We start from the raw sequence: 20982 nt of genomic DNA on the forward strand, positions 1-20982 counted from the left end.
CCACCGAATTCGACGCGCGCCCGCACGTGTCGCCCACCGCATACATAGGATGACCCCAGGATGGGGTGACCCGTGTGCGCGGCACTCTCCGGCAGGAGCGAGGATGGGGGATCATGAGAGCACTCATCCGCTTCGTCCGCCTCGCGGCGCCCCTCCCCGCCGTCGCCGCCGGCCTCATCGCCGTGCTCGTCGGCATGACCAGCTCGATCGCGATCGTGTTCGCCGCCGCCGAGGCCGCCGGAGCGACGGCCGAGCAGACCGCCTCATGGGTGCTGGCCCTGGGCGTGGGCATGGCCGTCACCTGTGTGGGCCTGTCGCTGCGCTACCGGGCCCCGGTGGTGACCGCCTGGTCCACACCCGGCGCCGCCCTGCTCGCGGTCGGCCTGGACGGCGTCACGATGCCGCAGGCGATCGGCGCGTTCCTGTTCTCCGCGGCGCTGATCACGCTGAGCGGTGTGACCGGCCTGTTCGAGAAGGTCATGGACCGGGTGCCGGTGCCGCTGGCGGCGGGCCTGCTCGCGGGAGTGCTGCTCCAGTTCGGCCTCGGCCTGTTCACGAGCATGGAGGACGACTTCACCGTCGTCGCGGCGATGTTCGCGGTGTACCTGGTGTGCCGCCGGTGGCTCGCGCGCTACGCGGTCCTGCTGGCGCTGGTGGCAGGCGGTGCCGTGGCGGCCGTGAACGGCACCCTGGACCTGGGCGAGGTGGCTCCGGCCCTGGCCCGCCCGGTGTTCGTGGCGCCGGAGTTCTCCTGGCAGGTGATGGTGAGCGTGGGGGTGCCCCTGTTCGTGGTCACCATGGCCTCGCAGAACCTGCCCGGGGTGGCGGTGCTGCGCGGCGACGGCTACCGGGTGCCCATCTCCCCCGTCCTGGCCTGGACCGGAGCGACCAACATGGTGCTCGCGCCGTTCGGCTGCTTCGGAATGAACCTGGCCGCGATCACCGCGGCGATCTGCACCGGCCCGCAGGCGCACCCGGACCGCGAGCGGCGGTTCACGGCCGGGGTGTGGGCCGGGATCTTCTACTTGGGCGTGGGCGTCTTCGGCGCCACGGTCGCCTCGCTGCTCACCGCCCTGCCCACGACGCTGATCCTGGCCATCGCGGGCCTGGGCCTGCTCGGCACGATCGGGGGCTCGCTCGCCTCGGCGCTGGGCGACGAGCGGTCGCGGGAGGCGGCCGTGGTCACGTTCCTGGCGACCGCGTCGGGGTTCACGCTGCTCGGCGTCGGGTCGGCCTTCTGGGGGCTGATCGCGGGGGTGCTGACCCTGCTGGTGACGGGGGCCTGGCGCCGGGCACGGGGTCAGGCCGGGTCGGACTCGGCGCCCGCGTCGAAGGCCGGGGCGGAGGACGGGGCGGAGTCGACGGCCGGGGCGGAATCGGAGCCCGACACGAGCCCCGAGGCGGCCACGACGTCGGCGGCGAACCGCTCCAACGGCGGAAAGTCCTCGCCGCCCTCGGAGAAGGCCTCGAAGTAGCCGCGCTGGAAGCAGGCCCCCACCAGCAGGGCGGCCGACGCCTCGGGGTCGGTGTCCTCGGGGATCCGGCCCAGCCGCCGCTCCGCCTCCAGGTAGGCGGCGAACCCCCGGTTGACGTTGAGCGGTCCGGCGCCGTGCCGGCCCATCCCCTCCCGGTGGCGGCGCAGCAGCTCCGGCTCGGCGAACAGGGAGCCGAGCATGGGCGCGCCGTGCCGGAAGAAGGGGACGGCCCGCGTCACGAGGCCGACGAGGTTGTCGCGCACGCTGCCCTGTCCGGCGCGCTCGGGCATGCGCGCGAGGTCGTCGACGAACGGCGGGAAACGGTGGCGCATCACCTCCAGGATGAGCTCGGACTTGTCGGTGAAGTGCTTGTAGAGCGTGGCCTCGGAGTACCCGGAGGCCCGGGCGATCTCCTTGGTCGTGGCCCGGGCCATGCCCAGCCGGTCCAGGACCTCGGCGGCGGTGTCCAGGATGTGCCGGCGCGTCTGCGCGGCCGTCGAGCGCGGTCGGCGCTTCCTGGGCTCGCCGTCCATGGGGTCTCCTAGCGGGCTGGTGCGGGGGCGGTGGACACGCGGGGGTCGGTGCGCGGGGAGAGCAGCCGGTGGCAGCGCACCAGTTCCCCCGCGACGAACGAACCGACGAAGAACACCACTATCACGGTCCCGAAGGCGACCCAGGCCAGGAGGGCGACGCCGGGATCGCTGACGGCCTCGGTCCGGGCCCGCACCCACACGAGCGAGACGGCCACGGCGGCGGCTCCCGCGAGCGACGCCGCGAGCAGGGCCGCGGCCGAGGGCCGTCCGGCGGGGGAGGTCCCGTACCGCGCGCGGCGCTCCCCCGGGGCGGTCGAGCTGCCGGTCCGGGTGCGTCCGAGCGCGGCGACCGAGTACAGGGCGACCATCGGCGCGAGGAGGAGACCGAGTTCGTAGTCGCGCAGCAGGAACAGCGCGTAGGCCGCGGTGGCGACCAGCAGGGCGGCGGCCGGCCTGGTGCGGCGCCAGTACAGGGCCGCGCAGCCGACGACGACCGAGGCGAAGGCGACCGCGTCCGTGGGGCGGGTGAGCGTCCAGCCCTCGACGGGGTCCAGGGGCGCGCCGGTGAGGCTGCCGTAGGTGGCGGCCAGTTCGACCAGGAGCACGAGGGCGGCGATCCCGGCGTCGGCGGCACGCGCGCGCCGGGAACCGGGTTCGGCGGGGGGACGGGACATGCGGACCTCCTGAGTAAGTGGGCACTCACTAACTTAGACGGGAGGGCCCACCGGGTGCAAGGACGCGGGTGCGGCCGCACCGCCTCGCCCACCGCCACTCCTCCTTGACCCCGCCCGTGCCCGCACCGATGATGCATGCGGACACCGAGGAGGAGAACACGTGCGTCATCTGGTTCTGTTGGGCACCGGCGGCACCATCGCCACCACCGCTACCTCCCACGGCCTCGCGGTCAGCGCGAACGCCGACGACCTGTGGCGCCAGGCGCGGACGGTCTGGGACCCGGAGGAGGTCCGGGTCGAGGCGCTCGACGTGAACCGGATCATCAGCTCCGCGGCGAGCTGCGCGGACATCCTCGCGCTGGCGCGCGCCGTGGCCGAGGCCGCCGCCCGCGCGGACGGCGTGGTCGTCACCCACGGAACCGACTCCATGGAGGAGTCGGCGTTCCTCGTGGCCCTCACCCACCGCCACCGGGCCCCGGTGGCCTTCACCGGCGCGCAGCGCCCCTTCGACGACCCCGCACCCGACGGCCCGCGCAACCTGGCGGCGGCCCTGCGCTGGGTCGCCGACCCGCGGGCGCGCGGAACCGGGGTCAGCGTGGTGTTCGGCGACACCGTGCTGCCCGCCGTGGGCAGCCGGAAGGTGCACACGATGGCCCTGAACGGCTTCGCCGCTCCCGGCCGCGCTCCGGTCGCGGCCGTGGACAGCACGGGCGTGCGGCCCTACGCCGCCCCGGCCGCGGCCCCCGCGATCCTGTCCCCCGACGCCGACCTGCCCCGCGTGGACGTCATCGGCCAGTACCTGGGGGTGGACGCCACGGCGGTGCGCGCGGCCGTGGCCGCGGGCGCGCGCGGCCTCGTGCTGTCCGCCTTCGGTTCGGGCAACACCACACCCGAGGTCACGGCGGCGTGCCTGGACCTGCTCGGTTCGGGGACGCCGGTGGTCCTGGCCAGCCGGGTGGGCGCGGGTCCGGTCGAGGGCGTGTACGCGGGCGGGGGCGCGGACCTGGTGCGGGCGGGGGCGCTCCCCGCGGGGGACCTGTCCCCCTGGCAGGCGCGCCTGCTCCTGGCCGCGGTGCTCACCCACCCCGACGGCGTGCAGGGCGTCGCCGAGCGGTACCGGACCTGGCTGAGCGCGGTCGGATCCGTCGGCTAGCCGGTGCGGCCGGCCCCGGGTCGAGCCGAAGGCCGGCCCCGCGCCCGACCGGCGGCCGGGTCGCCCGCGCGCGCTCGGCTCAGGCCGTGGCGAGGACGCGGCCGGTCTCGGCCACCGCGAGCATCAAGCCCTGGTGGTGGTCATGCCCGCCACCACCAGGTCGATCTCGGTCAGCCCGGCACTGAACAGCAGGGCCTTGTCGTTGGTGACCCACTCCGCTCACTGAAGCCTTGTCAGGCGTCAGCGAATCGCACCGTTCCCGGGCGAAAGTCCCGTACCCGCCCGACAGGGTAGGCCCTGGGTACACGCTTCACCGCCGACCGCCTGGCGTACGCCTGGTCTCACACCGGCTCCACATGCTGTTCAACGTCTCCCAGCCGCTCCGGTCGACGCCGGGCGCAACCCGGACCTCATACGTGTTTCACCTGCCGTCGCAGGGTTTCCAGCACCCGATGGGCTTGGCTTTCGCCCATTGGATGAACGTAGAGCTACCACGTGACCACAATGAGTACGAACAGATGTGGAGAGAACCACCGACAGCTGACACCCCCCGTTCGGCGAGGACGGCGTGGGCCGTCTGGGCGGCGGCCTGGGCGATGAGCCCAGCGCACTTGGCGACCCGGCCCCGCGGTGCGTGGTTGTGCTCGGCGTAGGACAGGGTGGCCGCATCCAGGCCCCGCCGTTGAAGACGCCTCCGCCCCAGCCGCCGATCTCCGACACCTCACCCTCCCAGCCCGTGTCGCGCAGGTCCCGGGGGTCGAAGCCGTCCCGGTAGTACACGGCCAGGTCCCAGTCGCTGTCGGGCCGGTGGGTGCCCTGGGCACGGGAGCCGCCGAGGCTGACCGCCCGCACACCCGGCAGGGCGGCGAGTCGGTCGGCCGTCGCGGTCAGGAAGCGTTCGTCGTCGGTGGCCATGGCCCCATCATGCCGGGGCGGGGCGCGTGCCCGCACCGAGAGGCCATGACCGGGAGCGGGCGCGCCCCGGGCTCAGACCCGGGTCATGGTGGAGTCGTATCCGCCACCGCCGGGGTAGACCCAGGCGCCGGTGAGCGAGTCCCCGTCCGCGTCGAACTCGCCCTCGAAGTAGGCCGGTGAGCCCTTGGCGCCCGCCCAGATGACGAGCGTGTCCCCGTCGAGTTCGTAGACGTAGTCGAAGGTGTTGCCCTGGGCGTCGTAGAAGCGGGACACCACGTCCGCGCCGACCGGCTCTCCGAACGGGTGCAGGTTCCCGATGACCTCCATCCCGGTGACGGACTCGCCGAACTGCGCGAGTTCCACGTGCTGGAGCAGGAAGAACCCGCCCTCCATCCACTCGTACCGCACGGTCCCCTCGGCGCCGCCGGTCACCGTCCACGTGCCGACCAGCCGTTCCAGTGCGGTGACCGCTGCGCTGGGTCGGTTGTCCTCGTTCTTCTCGTCCATCTCGTCCTCCTCGGTGGGTTGCGCCGGTACCTCGTGGTCGGCCTTCGGACTTCGACACCGCCGCGATGTGATCCACGCCACTCCTGGTGGAGGTCGAAACCCCCGCATCGGCCCCGAGGTACCGGCGAGAACCGAGAGGAAGGATCCGCCATGACCACCGCACCCCGACCCGCCACCCCCACGACCGCCCCGGCACCCGCCGACCCGTACACCCGCCGCACGACCGGCCGCCTGTTGCTCGCCGGGGCCTTCGCCGGGCCGCTCTTCCTGACCTCCGCCGGCGTCCAGACGCTCACCCGCGAGGGCTTCGACCTCACCCGGCACCCGATCAGCCAGCTGGCCACCGGCGACCCCGGATGGATCCAGATCGCCACGTTCGTCCTGGCCGGCCTGGGCGCCCTGGCCCTGGCCGCCGGCACCGCCCGCACCCTCACCGAGGGGCGCGGACGAAGGGCGCTGCCCCTCCTGGTGGCCGTCTTCGGCCTGGGGATGATCGCGGCGGGCGTGTTCACCATGGACCCCGAGCACGGTTTCCCCGTCGGCACCCCCGACGGCCCCGTCGCCCAGATGTCCTGGCACAGCGTCGCGCACTCGGCCGCGGCCGCGATCTCCTTCACCGCGCTGGCCGTGGCCGCCATCGTGCTGGCCGTCCGCCACGCCCGCCGCCGCGCCGTGTGGCCGGCCGTGCTCAGCGCCGCCGCCGGGTGCGTCCTCCTGCTGCCGATGTCACCGGACCACATGAGCGTCCAGATCGCGGTGAACGGCCTGGTCGCCTTCTCCTGGACCACCGCCCTGGCCCTGTGGCTGCACCGCGCGAACCGACCCGGGCGCTAGAGTCCGACCCCGACAGAGACGAGGACGACATGAAGTACCTGCTCCTGGGCTACACACCGGCGGCCTCCTGGGACGCCGCGACCGCCGGCACCCCCTCGGAGGAGGCGCTGGCCGCCTTCGCCGCCTACCAGCGGCTCGAACACGAACTGCTCGAGCGCGGTGAACTCGTGGCGAGCGAGGGCCTGGGACACCCCGCCGTCAGCACCACCGTCCACCGGACCGACGAGGGGGTGGTGGCCACCGACGGCCCGTTCGCCGAACTCAAGGAGGTCCTGGCCAGCTTCGCCGTGATCGACGTGTCCGGCCACGAACGCGCGGTCGACATCGCCTCCCGGATCGTCGGGGCTCTCGGCGAACCGATCGAGGTCCGCCCGGTCATGGGCGAGGACTTCACGGCGTGAACGCGCGGGTCGAGCACCTGCTGCGCACCGAGGCACCGCAGGTGCTCGGCGCCCTGGTGCGGCGCTTCGGACGGTTCGACCTGGCCGAGGACGCGGTCCAGGAGGCGCTGCTGGCCGCGAGCCGGACGTGGCCCGAGGACGGTGTCCCCGACGGGCCGCGCTCCTGGCTGATCCGGGTCGGCTACCGGAGGATGGTCGACCTGCTGCGCTCCGACCGGGCACGGCGGGAGCGCGAACTACGGATCGGCGCGGCCGACCTCGCTCTGGAGGAACCGGACCGCCGCCCGGGTCCCGCCCGGGAGAGCGACGACAGCCTCACCCTGTTCCTGTTGTGCTGCCACCCGGCGCTGAGCACCACCTCCCAGGTGGCGCTCACCCTGCGCGCGGTGGGGGGACTGACCACGGCCGAGATCGCGCACGCCTACGGGACGACCGAGGCGACCATGGGGACGCGGATCAGCCGTGCCAAGCAGCGCCTGGCCCGGGCTGGTGCACGCTTCGCCGCGCCGGCCGAGGCCGAACGGGACGACCGGACGGCTGCCGTGGCACAGGTGCTGTACCTGGTGTTCAACGAGGGCCACACGGCCACGACCGGCGAGAGGCTCGTCCGCGTCGATCTGAGCCGCGAGGCGATCCGGCTGGCCCGTCTGCTCCACGCGCTGCGCCCGGACGACCCGGAGGTGGCCGCTCTGCTCGCGCTGATGCTGCTCACCGAGTCGCGGCGGGCCGCCCGCGTCGGCGGCGACGAGGAGCTGGTCCCGCTGGAGGAGCAGGACCGGTCACTGTGGGACCGCGCCCTCATCCGGGAGGGCACCGCTCTGATCGACGCGGTCTGGGACCGCCGGGAGGCGGGCCCGTACCGGTTGCAGGCGGCGGTCGCCGCCGTGCACGCGGGCGCCGCGTCGGCGGAGGCGACGGACTGGCCGCAGATCGCCGCCCTCTACCTCTGGTTGGAACGGCTCGCTCCGACCGCGCCGGTACGGCTGAGCCGGGTGGTCGCGGTCGCCCGGGCCTACGGGACGGATCGGGGCCTGGCCCTGTTGGACGACCTCAACCGGCGCCACGGCCTGGACCGCGATCCGCTGACCCGGCGGCGCCAGCTCGCGGTGCGCGCCCACCTGCTGGAGATGGCCGGTGACGGACAGGCCGCGGCGGCGGCGTACCGCCGGGCGGCCGACCTGACGGCCAACGGGGTGGAGGAGAGGTACCTGCGCGACAGCGCCGACCGGATCGGTCCCGCCGGCACCTGACCGCGCACCGGCGGACGGCCCGCGCCGACCGCGCCGACCGGGCGGACCGGACGGACCGGGCGGACCGGGCCGGCTTCCGCTGCCCGCGGCGCCGCCGGTCGCCGCCGGTCGCCGCCGGTCGCCGTCCGGGTCACCGCACCGCGGTGTCGGCGGTGCGTTGCGGCCGCCCGTAGGTGCGTCGGCGCAGGAAGGCCTCGGCCGGGCCCCGCAGGCCGACGCGCCGCATCAGGTCGGCCAGGACCACGGTGACCAGCCAGACCGCCACTCCCACCAGGACCGCGGCGGCGTCGGACAGGCCGCGGGCCAGGTCGAGGGTGTAGGGCATGAACAGCACGCCCCAGGCCACCGACTGCAGCAGGTAGCAGGTCATGGACCGCTGCCCGGTCGCGGCCAGCGCCTGGACGACCGGACCCCGCCGGTCGCCGATGCGGACCGCGATCAGCGCGATGAGCGCGGCGTAGCCGAACCCGCCCGCGTAGCCGGAGACCAGGTGGAGCCAGCCGGCCCCGAACGCCAGGGGGAAGTCGGACGGCCACACCTGGACGGCCACCAGCGCCTGGGGGACCCCGCCCAGCGCGGCGACGGGGATACCGACGAGCGCGACGCGGTGCAGCAGGGCCAGGTGCCGTTCCGGCTCCTCCAGCATCCTGCGGCGGCCCGCCCAGACGCCGACGGTGAACGGGAAGACCGACACCAGGCCCATCAGCAGGAGCATCACCGGCCACGCCCCCAGGCGCATGACCATGTCGATGAGCGGCGTCACCTCCGCCGGGGCGCTCTGCTGCATGTCCCCGGAGAGCACCGCGGTCATGGCGGCGGGGTAGATCAGGGAACCGACCGACATCCAGGCGAAGCCGTGCGCCAGCAGGCGGCGGTCACTGGCCCACAGCAGGCCCGCGAAGACCAGGGCGATGAGGCCGTACACGCTGATGATGTCGCCGTAGAAGAGCAGGAGGGTGTGCAGGAAGCCGATGACCATGAGCCAGCGGCCGCGGCGGCGCACCAGGGAGCGCACCCACGCCGCGTCGTGGCCCTCGGCACCGCGCCGCAGGAAGATCTGGGCGAGGCCGTACCCGAACAGGGCCGCGAACATCGGGTACCCGCGGCTCTCGGCGAACATCAGCATGAACGCGGTGACGGCGGTGTCGAGGGTGCCGGTCAGGGCAAAGGTCTCGCCGCCGCCCGTGGCCAACTGGCGGAACATGTGCGCGTGCACGGTGGCGATGACCAGCAGCATGAACCCGCGGGCGAGGTCGGGAGCGAGCGAGCGCCGGGCCAGGGCCATCGGCGCGGCGCCGGGGGCGGCGGAAGTCGGCGGAGGGGACATGGTGCGGCTCCAGGGGATCGAGGACGCGTAAGATACGATGGCGTATCTCATCGAACGATTTTAAGATACGACACCGTGTCTTAGAAGGAAACCACGTGACTGACCGGAAGCGGCCACCCGCGGCCGAGCCCGACACACCCGGACCTCCCGAGGCTCCTGACGCACCGCGCAAGCCGACCCGTCGGCGCGGGCGGGAGCTCGTCGACGCCATCCACGACGCGATCCTGCGCGAGGCCGCCGAGACCGGCGTCGCCCGGCTCACCATGGAGGGCATCGCCCGGCGCGCGGGCACGGCCAAGACCTCGCTGTACCGGCGCTGGTCCACGCCGGAGGACATCCTGGTCGAGGCGCTGCACAGCGCCTACCCACAGGAGGAGCCCTCCCCCGGCGCCGACGACCTGCGCGGCGACCTCCTCGCCGCGCTGATGCTCTTCCACGGGCTCATGGGACAGGAGCCGTTGGGCCCGGTCATGCTCGCCTGCGTGGCCGAGGCGGCCTACCGGCCCGACTTCAACGAGCGGCTGTGGCGGGAGGTCTACGAGCCCAGGGGCGGGCGCTTCACCGCCACGGTGCTCCGGTACTACGCCGACCGGGGGAAGGTCGACCCCGCCCGGGTCACGCCGGTGACCACGGACATCGGCGAGGCGATGATGATCAAGTACACCCTGGACCAGCGCGAACCGCCGTCCCCGGACTACGTCGAGCGGATCGTGGACGAGGTGATCCTGCCGGCCCTGGGCCGCGACCCGCGCTGAACGTCCGAGTGGCCGCCCCGAAGCCGGGACGGCCACCCCCTGCGCACGCGTGTCAGTCGTCGCGCTCGGACGTGCGACCCGGACCGGACGACGGCTCGGGCCCTGTCGCCGACCCGTCCGCTCCCGCGTCTTCGCCCGGTGCGACCGGCGGTTCGGCCGCCCCCGGCAGGTTCGCGCCGCGGTAGGCCGTGCCCGCGAGTTCCTCCTGGCGCAGTGAGCGTACGAGGGCGAACATCATGAGGAACGCGATCACGAAGAACGGCAGACCGAACACGATGATCGTCTCCGAGAGCGCGTCCAGTCCGGTCTTGCCCGTGGCGGTCAGCACGGTCGCCGCGACCACACCCTCGGTCACGCCCCAGAACACCCGCTGGCGGGTGGGGCCGGTGACCGATCCCGAGCACAGCATGTCCACCACCAGGGACGCCGAGTCCGAGGAGGTGGTGAAGAAGATGATAACGATGACGATGCTCAGCACCGAGGCCACGGTGGCGAACGGATAGTTCGCCAGGAAGGCGAAGAGCGCTCCGGGAATGTCCTGGTCGACCACGACCTCCTGGACGAGGCCGCCGTCCTGGTTCAGCTCGATGTCGAAGGAGGAGAGCCCGAACACGCTGAACCACACGATGCTGAAGGCCGTGGGCAGCGCCAGCACGCCGATCACGAACTCGCGGATGGTGCGCCCCTTGGAGATGCGCGCGATGAAGATGCCCACGAAGGGCGACCACGTGATGGTCCACGCCCAGTAGAAGACCGTCCACGTGCCCTGCCAGCCGGTGTTGCCGAAGGTGTCGTTCCAGAACGACAGCGGGACCAGCCACGACAGGTACACACCGGTGGTCTCGATGACTCCCCTGGCCAGGAACAGCGAGGACCCCGCCAGGAAGACGAACACGAGCAGGCCCACGGCCAGGACGATGTTGATCTGCGACAGCCACTTGATGCCGATGTCGAGCCCGCTGACGACCGAGATCACCGCGATGGTGGTCACGACCGCGATGAGGATGACCTGGTTGAGCCGGCTCTCCTCCACCCCGAACAGCACGTTGAGGCCGCTGTTGATCTGCATGGTGCCCAGGCCGATGGTGACCGCGACGCCGAAGAGCGTGCCCAGTACGGCGATCACGTCGATCGTGCGGCCGAGCGGGCCGTTGATGCGCTCACCGATGAGCGGATGGAAGATCGAGCTGACCCGGAAGGGCAGGCCCTTGCGGTACACGAAGTAGGCGAACGCCAGCCCCGGCAGGCAGAAGATCGTCCACGTGTGCAGACCGAAGTGGTAGAGCGTGAAGCCCAGCGCCTGTTGGGCGGCCTCGACCGACTCCGGTTCGACGTTGCGCTGCGGTGGTTCGGCGAAATGGCTGATGGGCTCGGCCACACCCCAGAACATGAGGATGCTGCCGATGCCTGCGGCGAACAGCATGCAGAACCACGCCAGGTTGGTGTACTCCGGACGACTGTCCTGGTCACCGAGCCGGACTCTGCCGAACCGGCTGAGCGCGATCCACACCAGGAAGACGAGGAAGGTGGTCACGCCCAGGATGTAGAACCACCCCAGGCGGGACAGGATCCATCCCGACGTCGCTCCGAAGACGAGGTCGACCGTCGACGTGGAAAGGATCGACCACAGGACGAAGATGAGGGTCAGCGCGGCGGACGCGAAGAAGATGACCGGATTCGTCCGTAGACCCAGTATGCGGGCAAGGTATGCGAACATGCCGTCTGCTTTCTCGTGGAACGGTCTCCGGTCGGGCGGGCGGACGCTGGAAGCGTCCTTCCCCAGAATCGCGGAGAGAACACGGGAATGCACAGAACGGCGCGGGCCCGGCTCCAGGAATCGGCGCGGGAGACGACACTGGTCGGCGACATCATTCGCAATGCAGACAATTCACCCATTCGATGCGGCCCTGAGGAGGCACCGCCCCGGCGGCGCGGGCGCGGCGCGCTGGGTTCGGCCGGGGCCGGAAACGACGGTGTCCCCGCACCGGCACCGGTACGGGGACACCTGGGAAACGATCAGCCGGTTTAGTCGAACGTGTCGGGGTCGGATCCGATCCGGCCCCCGCGGTCCAGCGCGCTGATCGCGTCGACGTCGGCGGCGGACAGCTCGAAGTCGAACACGTCGATGTTCTCCCGGATCCGCGACGGGGTCACGGACTTGGGGATGACGACGTTGCCGAGCTGCAGGTGCCAGCGCAGCACGACCTGGGCCGGGGTCTTGCCGTGCTTGTCCCCCAGCGAGACCAGGACGGGGTCCTCCAGCAGGCCCTTGCCCTGGCCGAGCGGGCTCCAGGCCTCGGTCAGGAGGCCGTGCGCGGCGTCGGCACGGCGCATGTCCTCCTGCGTGAGGTAGGGGTGCAGCTCGATCTGGTTGAGGACGGGCACGACCTCGGTCTCGGCGATCAGCCGGTCCAGGGTGGTCCGGGTGAAGTTGGAGACGCCGATCGAACGGGCGCGGCCCTCGGAGCGGATGCGCTCCATCGCCTTCCACGTGTCCACGTACTGGTCCCGGGCCGGGAGCGGCCAGTGGATGAGGTAGAGGTCGACGTAGTCCAGGCCGAGGCGCTCCAGGCTGGCGTCGAAGGCCTTGAGCGTCGTGTCGTAGCCCTGGTCGCCGTTCCACAGCTTGGTGGTGAGGAACAGGTCCTCGCGGTCGATCCCGGCGGCGGCGACGGCGCGGCCGACACCGGTCTCGTTGTCGTAGATGCGGGCGGTGTCGATGCTGCGGTAACCGGCTTCCAGCGCGGTCTCCACCGCGCCCTGGGCCTGGTCGTCCGGCACCTGCCAGACACCGAATCCGAGCTGCGGCATGGTGTGGCCGTCGTTCAGCGAGACGTGCTGCATGACTACCCTTCGTCTTCACGGAGCGGGTGTGAGAGGTGGGGGGTGTGCGGGGCCGGGGCCCGCGGGCTCAGGAGGTGATGCGCACGAGCATCTTGCCGGTGTTGGCCCCGCGCATCATGTCGAGGAAGGCCTCGACGGCGTTGTCGATGCCCAGGACGACGGTCTCCTCGGAGCGGAGCCGTCCCTCGGCGATCCAGGCGGCGGCGCGCTCGGTGTACTCGGCGGCCAGGTGGCCGTGGTCGCCGACGAGGAAGCCGCGCAGGGTCAGCCGCTTGCCGATGGTGAGCGCGAGGTTGTCCGGGCCCGGCACCGGCTCGGTGGCGTTGTACTGCGAGATCATGCCGCAGATGGCGATCCGACCGTTCTTGCGCATGGCGTCGATGGCGGCGCGCAGGTGGTCACCGCCCACGTTGTCGAAGTAGACGTCGATGCCGTCGGGCGCGGCCTGGGCGAGCCGGCCCTCCAGGTCGCCCTCTCGGTAGTCGATCGCGGCGTCGAAGCCGAACTCCTCCAGCAGGCGGCGCCTCTTCTCCGGGCCGCCGGCCGAGCCGACGACGCGGGAGGCGCCGAGCAGGCGCGCGAGCTGTCCGGCGACGCTGCCGACCGCGCCGGCCGCACCGGAGACGAACACCACGTCGCCCTCCTTGACGTGGGCGACGTCGGTGAGACCGGCGTAGGCGGTCAGGCCGGTCATGCCCAGCACGCCGAGGTAGGCCTCGGCCGGCGCGAGGGAGGTGTCCACGGGGCGTACCGCCGCGGCGTCCAGCAGCGCGTACTCGCGCCACCCCTCGAAGTGGGAGACGGTGGTGCCGACGGGGACGTCGTCGCTCTTCGACTGGACCACGGTGCCCACCGCGCCGCCCTGCATCGGCTCGTTCAGACCGAACGGCGGCACGTAGGACTTGACGTCGTTCATGCGTCCGCGCATGTAGGGGTCGACCGACATCCAGTCGTTGCGCACCAGGACCTGGCCCGGGCCGGGGTCGGCGACCGTCGTCTCGACGAACGCGAAGTTCTCGGGGCCGGGTTCGCCGACCGGACGCTTGACGAGGTGGACTTCCTTGCTGGCAACGGGCATGTGTCGATCTCCGTCGTTCTGGTGCTGTGGAGGCGCCGGCGGCCGTCCGCGGATGGGACGGTGGAACGCGCTTGTCGACCCTAGCGCCCCAGGTCATTGCGCCACGCATAGGATGATCTGCGTGAGCCATAAGTATTCCGATGGGTCCGTGGCCGCGGCCGCCGCGGCCTCCCCCGTGGGCGGGCCGCTCGACCTGCAACTCCTGCGGACCTTCCTGGCGGTGCACCGGTCGGGTTCGTTCACGGCCGCCGCTCAGCTGCTGCGGCTGTCCCAACCGACCGTCACCACCCAGATCCGTTCCCTGGAGAAGCGCCTCGGACACACCCTGTTCGAACGGCTGCCGCGCGGGGTCGCCCCCACCGCCGACGCCAACGACCTCGCCGCCCGGGTGGCCGGCCCCCTGGACGCCCTGGAAGTGGCGGTCGGGTGGGACTTCGGCGCCCCGGCCGCTCCGCCCGCGCCCCTGCGCCTGGCCGGACCGGCGGAGATGCTCAGCGCCCGGATCCTGCCCGCCCTGGCGCCCCTGGCGGAGGAGGGCGTGCGGTTGCGCGTACGGGCCGGACTCGCCGACGACCTGCTCGACGAGCTGCGCGCGGGCCGGCACGACCTCGTGGTGTCCTCGGTCCGCCCGCGCGGCCGGGCCCTGCGCGCCGACCCGCTGATGGACGAGGATTTCGTGCTGGTCGCGAACGCCTCCTGGGCGGAGCGGATCGGGTCCCCGTGCGCCGACACGGCGGTGCCGGAGGCGGCCAGGCGCGGGGCGGTGAAGCGGATCGAGCGGCAGGGCCCCACGGCGCTGTGCGGCGTCCCGCTGGTGACCTACGCCGAGGACCTGCCCATCGTGCGCCGGTACTGGCGGCACGTGTTCGGCGTGCGCCTGGCCTACGAGCCCGCGCTCGTGGTCCCCGACCTGCGCGGGGTGCTGGCGGCGGTGGTCCACGGGGCGGGCGTGACGGTCCTGCCGCGCTATCTCTGCGAGGCCGAGCTGGCCGACGGCCGCCTGGTGGCGCTGCTGGAGCCGGAGGACCCGCCGATCAACACCGCGTACTTGGTCCAACGGCCCGGCCCGGTGGACCATCCGTACGTGACGCGGGTCCACGACCTGCTCAGGAGCGCCGCCCGCGACTGGTAGCCGCCGTGTCCCTGTGCGCCCTGGCGGGCCCGTGATCGCGGGGCCTGCTCCCGCCGCGCCCGCCGCGTTCGCGCGGGCACGGCCAGAACGAGAACCCCGCGGCCCCGGACCGCGTCCCAGCAGGTCGAGGGGCGGGCGGTGGGCGCCCGCACGGGAGGAGGCGCGGTGGCCACGGTGGAGTCGGCGGGCGAGCGATCGGGCGGGGCCGCGCGCACGCGCCCCCGGTCCGTTCCGGTGTCGGTGGCGGTGTGGCTGGCGGCGGCGGGGTTGGCGGTGTTCGCGCTGCTGCGCGCGGCGGGTCTGGAGCGGGGCTATCCGCTCGTTCCGGTGCTGGCCTTCACCCCCTATGTCCTGGCCGCCTCGGTCGTGCCCCTGGTCGCCGCGGCGGTCCTGCGGCGGTGGGCCGCTCTGGCCGCCACGGCGGTCGCGGTGGTGGTGCTCGCGGTGGCGGTCGTGCCGCGCGCTGTGCCGTTCGGGATCACCGGCGCCGGCGGGCCGGAGCTGCGGATCCTGACCGTGAACGTGCTGGGCGGCGGCGCCGACCCCGCGGCCGTGATGGCGGCCGTGCGCGAGCGGGAGGTGGACGTGCTCGCCCTCCAGGAGTCCACCCCCGACATGCTGGCGCGGCTCTTCGCGCAAGGCCTGGACGATCTGCTGCCGCACGCGGTCGACCACTCCGCGCCCTCGGTGGAGGGGACCAGCGTCCACTCGGTCCATCCGCTGACGGACCTGGGCGACGCGGGCGAGGGCGTGTCCGCGTTCGCGATGCCGACCGCCCGGGTGGAGGTGCCGGGGTGGGAGGGAGTCCTGGAGGTGACGGCGGTGCACCCGTATCCGCCGATCGACGCGTCGTACACGGCCCACTGGCGCGCGGGACTGCGCGCGCTGCCGGCGGCGGCCGACGGCGAGGCGCTGCGGATCCTGGCCGGGGACTTCAACGCGACCCCCGACCACGCGGAACTCCGCCGAGTGCTGGACTCGGGGTACGTCGACGCGGCGTCGGTCCGGGGCCAGGGGCTGGCGGGGACGTGGCCGTCGTCCGGGCCGCTCCCCAGGGTGGCGATCGACCACGTGCTGGTGGACTCGTCGATCGGTGTCGGCGACGTGGCGGTCGTGCCGGTGGCGGGCACCGACCACCTCGGCGTGTTCGCGCGGGTCACGCTGCCCGAGGGTCGTTGAGGCGCCGCGCCCCTTCCCACAGGCCCGGCCGGAGCCCCGGCGCCGTCGGCGTCCGTGCGAACACGCACGCGCCGGCCGGCATCAGAACCCCCGAACGCCCGCACACCGGCAAGACCGATGGGAGCACCCGTGAACCCCCCGACCCCCTCCGGGCCCGTACCGGCCCGGCCTTCGGCCCCCGCCGCCCCGTCCGCCGCTCCGCGGCCCCGGCGCCGCTGGGTCACGGGCCTGTGCGTGCTCGCCGCCGCGGGATTCCTGGCGTTCGCCGCGCTGCGGCTGCTCGGCCTGGAGCGGGGGTTCCCGCTGGTCCCGCTCCTGGCCTACACCCCCTACGTCCTGCCCGCGGCGCTGGCGGCGCTGATCGGCACGGCGCTGTTGCGGCGCCTCCTGCCGGCGGCCGCCCTGCTCCTGTCCGTGGTCGTGCTGGCCGCGGTCGTCGCGCCCCGCGCCCTGCCCGCGGGAAGCGCCGACGACGCCGGCTCCACGGGCGCCGAGCTGCGGCTGCTCACCCTCAACGCCCACTTCGGCCACGCCTCTCCGGACGCGGTGGTGGACCTGGTGCGCGAGTACGACGCGCAGGTGCTCTCCCTCCAGGAGGTCACCCCGGAGCTGGCCGCCGGGCTGTCGGCCGCGGGGCTGGACGACCTGCTGCCCCACGCGGTCGACCACTCCGCGCCCGCCGCGGCGGGCGGGAGCGTCCACGCGGTCCACCCGCTCACCGACCTGGGCGACCCGGGGCGCGACCTCGGGTCCCTCGCGATGCCCCGGGCCGCCGTGGCGGTCCCCGGCCTCGCGTCGGGGGTCGAGGTGACGTCCGTCCACCCGATGTCGCCCCGGCGCCCGTCGTCGATGGCCGCGTGGCGGGACGCCCACCGCGCGCTGCCGGAGGCCGGCGGCGACGGGCCGGTGATGATCCTGGCGGGGGACTTCAACGCCACGCTCGACCACGCGGAACTGCGCCGGGTGCTGGACACCGGGTACGCCGACGCCGCGGCCACGACCGGTGACGGCCTGACGGGCACCTGGCCCGTGGGCGGGCCGCCCCTGCCGCGGGTGGCGCTCGACCACGTTCTGGTCGACACGCGGGCGGGAATCAGGGACTTCTCCGCCGTGGACGTGGAGGGCAGCACGCACCGGGCGCTGTTCGTGGAGGTCTCCCTGCCCGAGGGTTGACCGTGCCACCGGTGTCAGGGTCTACCTTCGGCGCATGAGCGAGTTGACGGAGCCGATGACCGGCACCCGGTTCCAGGTGGTCCTGCCCGACGAGTCCCCGCACATGCCGCCCGAGGTCCTGGTCGACCTGGGCGTGCGGGCCGAGGCGCTGGGCGCGGACACCGTCTGGCTGCCCGACCACCTGCTGCCGCCGGGGCCGTACGGCCGCACGTTCGGCGGGGTGTACGAGCCGCTGGTGACCCTGGCGCACCTGTCCGCGCGCACCAGCCGGGTGCGGTTGGGGACCTCGGTACTGGTGGTGCCGATGCGCGACCCGTTCGTGCTGGCCAAGCAGGTGGCGACGCTGCACGCGCTGTCCTCGGGCCGGTTCGTCCTGGGCGTGGGGGTCGGCTGGCAGGCCGAGGAGTTCGCCGCGGTGGGCGCGGACTTCGCCGCCCGCGGCGCCCGCACGGACGAGGCGCTGCGGCTGCTGCGGCACCTGTTCGAGGGCGAGGGGCCCTTCGAGGGGCGCTTCCACTCCTACGACCGGGGCGTGTTCGAGCCGAGGCCGCGCGCGCACGTGCCGGTGATGGTCGGCGGGGTGTCCGAGCGCGCGCTGCGGCGAGCCGCCGAGCGGGCGGACGAGTGGCAGGGGGTGGGTCTGGACGCGCCCGCGTTCGTGGCGGCCCGCAACCGGCTGCGCGAGCTCACCGACCGGCCGGTGCGGGCGGGCACACGCATCGTGTGGGAGGGCGGGGAGGACGGGTTCGAGCAGGCGGTCGCGGCCTACCGCACGCTGGCGGCGGTCGGAGCGGACGCGGTGGCGGTGTGGTTCGGTGACGCGGAGGGGTTCGGCGAGCGCATGGAACGCTTCGCCCACGCGCTCGGGTGAGCACGGGGGCGGAGCCCGCACCCGGCTGGCATGCTGGAGCCGAGCACGGACGAGAGACGGGAGCAGGGTGTGGGCGACTTCGGCGGAGCGACGGTGCTGTTCGACCTGGACGGCGTGCTGGTCGACTCCGAGACGGCCATCCGCGAGGGCCTGCTCGCCTGGGCCCGCGAACGCGATCTGGATCCCGCGCTGGTCCTGGGGCACTCGCACGGACGCACCAACGCCGGGCTGGTCGCGCTGGTGGCGCCCCACCTGGATCCGGAGACCGAGGACCTGGTGATCGAGGGCCACGAGGCCGCCCGGGGCGACACCGTCCGCGCGATGCCCGGGGCCCACGACCTGGTGGCGGCGCTGGCGGCCGACGGCCGGCCCTGGGCGGTGGTGACGTCGGGCAGCCGCCGGATCGCCACGGCCCGCATCGCCGCGGCGGGCCTGCCTGTGCCCGGCGTGCTGGTGACCGCCGACGACGTCACCGAGGGCAAACCGCGTCCGGAGCCCTACCTGCTCGGCGCGGAGCGCATGGGGGCGGAGCCGTCGGCGTGCGTGGTGGTGGAGGACTCCCCCGGCGGCACCGACGCGGGCCTGGCCGCCGGGATGCCGGTGGTCGCGGTGGCGTCCACCACCGCCAGGGCGGAACTGGCGCGCGCGACCACGGTGGTCGACGACCTCGCGGACGTGGCCCGCCTGCTGCTGCCCCATCCCTGAGGAGAGGAAAGCATGACGGACAGCGAAGCGACCGGCGGCGTCACCGTCGACCGTGCCCGGGCCGGGGACGTGGCGGCGATCGTCGCCATGCTCGCCGACGACCACCTGGGCGCGCGGCGCGAGGACCCCGACGACCTCACGCCCTACCTCGCCGCGTTCAAGGCCATCGACGCCGACCCCCACCAGTTCCTCGCGGTGGCCCGGCGCGGCGACCGTGTCGTGGGCACGCTCCAGCTCACGGTCCTGCCGGGCCTGTCCCGCCGGGGCGCCCTGCGGGCCCAGATCGAGGCCGTGCGCGTGCACGCCGACGAGCGCGGCGGAGGGCTCGGCACCCGACTGATCACCTGGGCCGAGGAGGAGGCCCTGCGGCGCGGCTGCACGATGGTCCAGCTGACCTCGGACGCCTCGCGCCCGGACGCGCACCGCTTCTACGAGCGGCTGGGCTACACCGCCTCGCACGTGGGCCTCAAGAAACCCCTGGGCTGACCGCCGCACGGCCGTGACCGGATCGGTCCGGCCACGGTCGGGATCGTGCCTGTCGCCGCCCCGGCCGCGCTGACACGATCAGGGCATGACGACAGCACTCCTCGTGATCGACGCCCAGCGGTCCTTCCTCCAGCGCGAGAGCTGGTCCGCCGCCTCCGACCCCGAGATCGCCGACACCATCGCCCGCCTGGTGGAGCACCACCGCGACCGCGGCGACCACATCGTGTGGGTCCTGCACACCCAACCGGGCAGCGGCACGGTCTTCGACCCCGCGCGCGGGTTCGTCGAGCTCATGGAAGGGCTGTCGCCCGCCGAGGGGGAGCCCGTGCGCACCAAGACCGTGCACAACGCCTTCACCGGCACCGACCTGTCCGAGGTGCTCGCGGACTGGGGCGTGGACGAGGTCACCGTCTGCGGTGTACGCACCGAGCAGTGCTGCGAGACGACCGCCCGGGTGGCCTCCGACCTGGGCTTGCGGGTGACCTTCGCGGTGGACGCCACGGCGACCGAGCCCATCGAGGCGCCCGGCTCCCCCGCGGGCCGCTCCGTGGCCGAAATCCTGGCCGACCCCCGCACGCTCCTGCCCGAGGACATCATCACCCGCACGGTCTACGCCCTCTCCGGGCGGTTCGCCGACGTGCGCACGGTCGCGGAGATCATCGGCTGATCCTGGCACAGTAGACTGACCGGATCGTGACCAGTGTCGTCTTCCTGCTGACGCCGGGCCTGCACCTGTTGGACCTCGCGGGCCCGGCCCAGGTGTTCTCCACCGCCGCCGACCTGGGCCTGCCCTACCGGGTCCACTACGTCGCCGAGCACGCCGACGTGCCCACCGCCCAGGGCGTGGGGCTGCGGGCCGAGACCGGCATACCCGAACTGGGCGCAGACGACCTCGTGGTCGTCCCCGGCTGGCGTACCGGAGGCCGTGTCCGGCGCCACGTGCTCGGCCCCGACCACGCCGCCGCCCTGGTGGCCCACCACGCGGCGGGCGGCACCGTGGCCAGCGTGTGCTCGGGCGCCTTCGCCCTCGCCGACGCCGGTCTGCTGGACGGGCGCCGCTGCACCACCCACCACGAGCTCCAGGACGAGCTGGCGCGGCGCCGGCCCCGCGCCCGGGTGGTGCCGGACGTACTGTACGTGTCCGACGGCGGCGTGGTGACCTCCGCCGGGATCGCCAGCGGCATCGACCTCGCCCTGCACCTGGTCACCACGCGCCACGGGCCGTCGACGGCGGCGGCCATCGCGCGGAACATGGTGGTCTACGCCCGCCGCAACGGCGACGATCCCCAGTCCAGCGCGATGCTGCGGCACCGGGACCACCTCGTCGACGTCGTCCACCGCGTCCAGGACACCATCGACGCCCGCTTCCGGTCGACCCTGCCGCTGGCCGGCCTGGCCGCCTCGGTCGGTGTCAGCGAGCGCACGCTCAGCCGCGCGTTCGCGGCGGCGACCGGCCTGACCCCGCTGCGCTACCAGCAGGTCCTGCGGGCCGAGCACGCCGAGCACCTCATCGGCCGCGGCGCCACCGTGGAGGCCGCGGCACGGGCCGTCGGGTTCCAGGACGCGCGGATGCTGCGCCGCCTGCGCTCACGCCCGGGCGTGGTCCGGCTCTGACCGGGCGCGGCGCCCGGTCCGGACACGCCGCCGCCGGTGCGGGCGGCCCGCACCGGCGGCGTTGACCAGGCCCGGA

At 73.6% G+C, this 20982-nt stretch carries 20 protein-coding genes and 2 pseudogenes; 14 read left to right on the plus strand and 8 right to left on the minus strand.

The window, feature by feature from the left end:
- Positions 1–113: 113 nt before the first annotated feature.
- A complete protein-coding gene (locus tag DFP74_RS03340; RefSeq protein ID WP_121180349.1) occupies positions 114–1475 on the plus strand; it encodes a benzoate/H(+) symporter BenE family transporter in 1362 nt (453 codons plus the stop codon).
- 344 nt (positions 1476–1819) lie between these two features.
- On the opposite strand, the pseudogene DFP74_RS34865 reads toward DFP74_RS03340, so the two are convergent.
- Together DFP74_RS34865 and DFP74_RS03350 are read right to left on the minus strand one after the other, a co-directional pair.
- A pseudogene (locus DFP74_RS34865) lies at positions 1820–2008 on the minus strand (TetR family transcriptional regulator); the annotation flags it as partial.
- Between the two features lie 8 nt (positions 2009–2016).
- Positions 2017–2682 carry a hypothetical protein gene (locus DFP74_RS03350; RefSeq protein WP_121180350.1) on the minus strand — a complete coding sequence of 222 codons (666 nt, stop codon included), beginning with the start codon at positions 2680–2682 and terminating at the stop codon, positions 2017–2019.
- A gap of 160 nt (positions 2683–2842) precedes the next feature.
- Between DFP74_RS03350 and DFP74_RS03355 the strand changes: the two genes are divergently transcribed.
- A complete protein-coding gene (locus DFP74_RS03355; protein ID WP_121180351.1) occupies positions 2843–3835 on the plus strand; it encodes an asparaginase in 993 nt (330 codons plus the stop codon).
- 544 nt (positions 3836–4379) lie between these two features.
- Here the strand turns inward: DFP74_RS03355 and DFP74_RS03365 are convergent.
- A pseudogene (locus tag DFP74_RS03365) lies at positions 4380–4750 on the minus strand (nucleotidyltransferase domain-containing protein); the annotation flags it as partial.
- A 72-nt stretch (positions 4751–4822) separates the two neighbouring features.
- Positions 4823–5257, minus strand: coding sequence for a hypothetical protein (locus DFP74_RS03370; protein ID WP_121180352.1), 435 nt, complete (start codon positions 5255–5257; stop codon positions 4823–4825).
- A 150-nt stretch (positions 5258–5407) separates the two neighbouring features.
- On the opposite strand from DFP74_RS03370, the gene DFP74_RS03375 reads away from it, so the two are divergent.
- Genes DFP74_RS03375 through DFP74_RS03385 form a run of 3 tightly spaced genes read left to right on the plus strand, consistent with a single transcriptional unit; the run spans position 5408 to position 7742 of the window.
- Positions 5408–6091 carry a DUF998 domain-containing protein gene (locus DFP74_RS03375; protein ID WP_121180353.1) on the plus strand — a complete coding sequence of 228 codons (684 nt, stop codon included), beginning with the start codon at positions 5408–5410 and terminating at the stop codon, positions 6089–6091.
- A 29-nt stretch (positions 6092–6120) separates the two neighbouring features.
- On the plus strand, positions 6121–6492 hold the full coding sequence (locus DFP74_RS03380) for a YciI family protein (protein WP_121180354.1): 372 nt from the start codon (positions 6121–6123) through the stop codon (positions 6490–6492).
- The gene (locus DFP74_RS03385; RefSeq protein WP_121180355.1) at positions 6489–7742 is read left to right on the plus strand and encodes an RNA polymerase sigma factor; all 1254 of its coding nucleotides are present in this window, start codon (positions 6489–6491) and stop codon (positions 7740–7742) included. The genes DFP74_RS03380 and DFP74_RS03385 overlap by 4 nt, the downstream gene beginning before the upstream one ends.
- 130 nt (positions 7743–7872) lie before the next feature.
- On the opposite strand, the gene DFP74_RS03390 is transcribed toward DFP74_RS03385, so the two are convergent.
- Positions 7873–9069, minus strand: a complete 1197-nt coding sequence (locus DFP74_RS03390) for a DUF418 domain-containing protein (RefSeq protein WP_233570788.1) — start codon at positions 9067–9069, stop codon at positions 7873–7875.
- 95 nt (positions 9070–9164) lie between these two features.
- On the opposite strand from DFP74_RS03390, the gene DFP74_RS03395 reads away from it, so the two are divergent.
- Positions 9165–9824 (plus strand): TetR/AcrR family transcriptional regulator, encoded by a 660-nt coding sequence (locus DFP74_RS03395; protein ID WP_121180356.1) that lies wholly within the window; start codon positions 9165–9167, stop codon positions 9822–9824.
- A gap of 52 nt (positions 9825–9876) precedes the next feature.
- Here DFP74_RS03395 and DFP74_RS03400 read toward each other — a convergent pair whose 3' ends face one another.
- From DFP74_RS03400 to DFP74_RS03410, 3 genes are all read right to left on the minus strand, one after another.
- Positions 9877–11541, minus strand: coding sequence for a BCCT family transporter (locus DFP74_RS03400; protein ID WP_121180357.1), 1665 nt, complete (start codon positions 11539–11541; stop codon positions 9877–9879).
- A gap of 308 nt (positions 11542–11849) precedes the next feature.
- Entirely contained in the window at positions 11850–12668 is an 819-nt protein-coding gene (locus tag DFP74_RS03405; protein WP_121180358.1) for an aldo/keto reductase, read from the minus strand.
- Positions 12669–12735: 67 nt separating this feature from the next.
- Positions 12736–13746, minus strand: a complete 1011-nt coding sequence (locus DFP74_RS03410; protein WP_121180359.1) for an NADP-dependent oxidoreductase — start codon at positions 13744–13746, stop codon at positions 12736–12738.
- Positions 13747–13867: 121 nt separating this feature from the next.
- Between DFP74_RS03410 and DFP74_RS03415 the strand changes: the two genes are divergently transcribed.
- The 8 genes from DFP74_RS03415 to DFP74_RS03450 all read left to right on the plus strand — a co-directional run bounded on the left by DFP74_RS03415 (position 13868) and on the right by DFP74_RS03450 (position 20906).
- Positions 13868–14878 (plus strand): LysR family transcriptional regulator, encoded by a 1011-nt coding sequence (locus tag DFP74_RS03415; RefSeq protein WP_370013335.1) that lies wholly within the window; start codon positions 13868–13870, stop codon positions 14876–14878.
- Positions 14879–15043: 165 nt separating this feature from the next.
- Entirely contained in the window at positions 15044–16057 is a 1014-nt protein-coding gene (locus tag DFP74_RS03420) for an endonuclease/exonuclease/phosphatase family protein (RefSeq protein ID WP_121180360.1), read from the plus strand.
- 129 nt (positions 16058–16186) lie between these two features.
- Positions 16187–17230, plus strand: a complete 1044-nt coding sequence (locus DFP74_RS03425) for an endonuclease/exonuclease/phosphatase family protein (RefSeq protein WP_233570789.1) — start codon at positions 16187–16189, stop codon at positions 17228–17230.
- A 34-nt stretch (positions 17231–17264) separates the two neighbouring features.
- Positions 17265–18101: a TIGR03619 family F420-dependent LLM class oxidoreductase gene (locus tag DFP74_RS03430; RefSeq protein ID WP_121180362.1), complete on the plus strand. Its 837-nt coding sequence runs from the start codon at positions 17265–17267 to the stop codon at positions 18099–18101.
- A gap of 30 nt (positions 18102–18131) precedes the next feature.
- A complete protein-coding gene (locus DFP74_RS03435; RefSeq protein ID WP_233570790.1) occupies positions 18132–18806 on the plus strand; it encodes an HAD-IA family hydrolase in 675 nt (224 codons plus the stop codon).
- A gap of 12 nt (positions 18807–18818) precedes the next feature.
- Entirely contained in the window at positions 18819–19292 is a 474-nt protein-coding gene (locus DFP74_RS03440; protein WP_121180363.1) for a GNAT family N-acetyltransferase, read from the plus strand.
- An 85-nt stretch (positions 19293–19377) separates the two neighbouring features.
- Positions 19378–19959 (plus strand): isochorismatase family protein, encoded by a 582-nt coding sequence (locus DFP74_RS03445; protein ID WP_121180364.1) that lies wholly within the window; start codon positions 19378–19380, stop codon positions 19957–19959.
- Between the two features lie 26 nt (positions 19960–19985).
- Entirely contained in the window at positions 19986–20906 is a 921-nt protein-coding gene (locus DFP74_RS03450; RefSeq protein WP_121180365.1) for a GlxA family transcriptional regulator, read from the plus strand.
- The last annotated feature ends 76 nt before the right edge of the window (positions 20907–20982 follow it).

Origin of the sequence: Nocardiopsis sp. Huas11 (genome assembly GCF_003634495.1) — a bacterium.
Classification (GTDB): Bacteria; Actinomycetota; Actinomycetes; order Streptosporangiales; family Streptosporangiaceae; genus Nocardiopsis.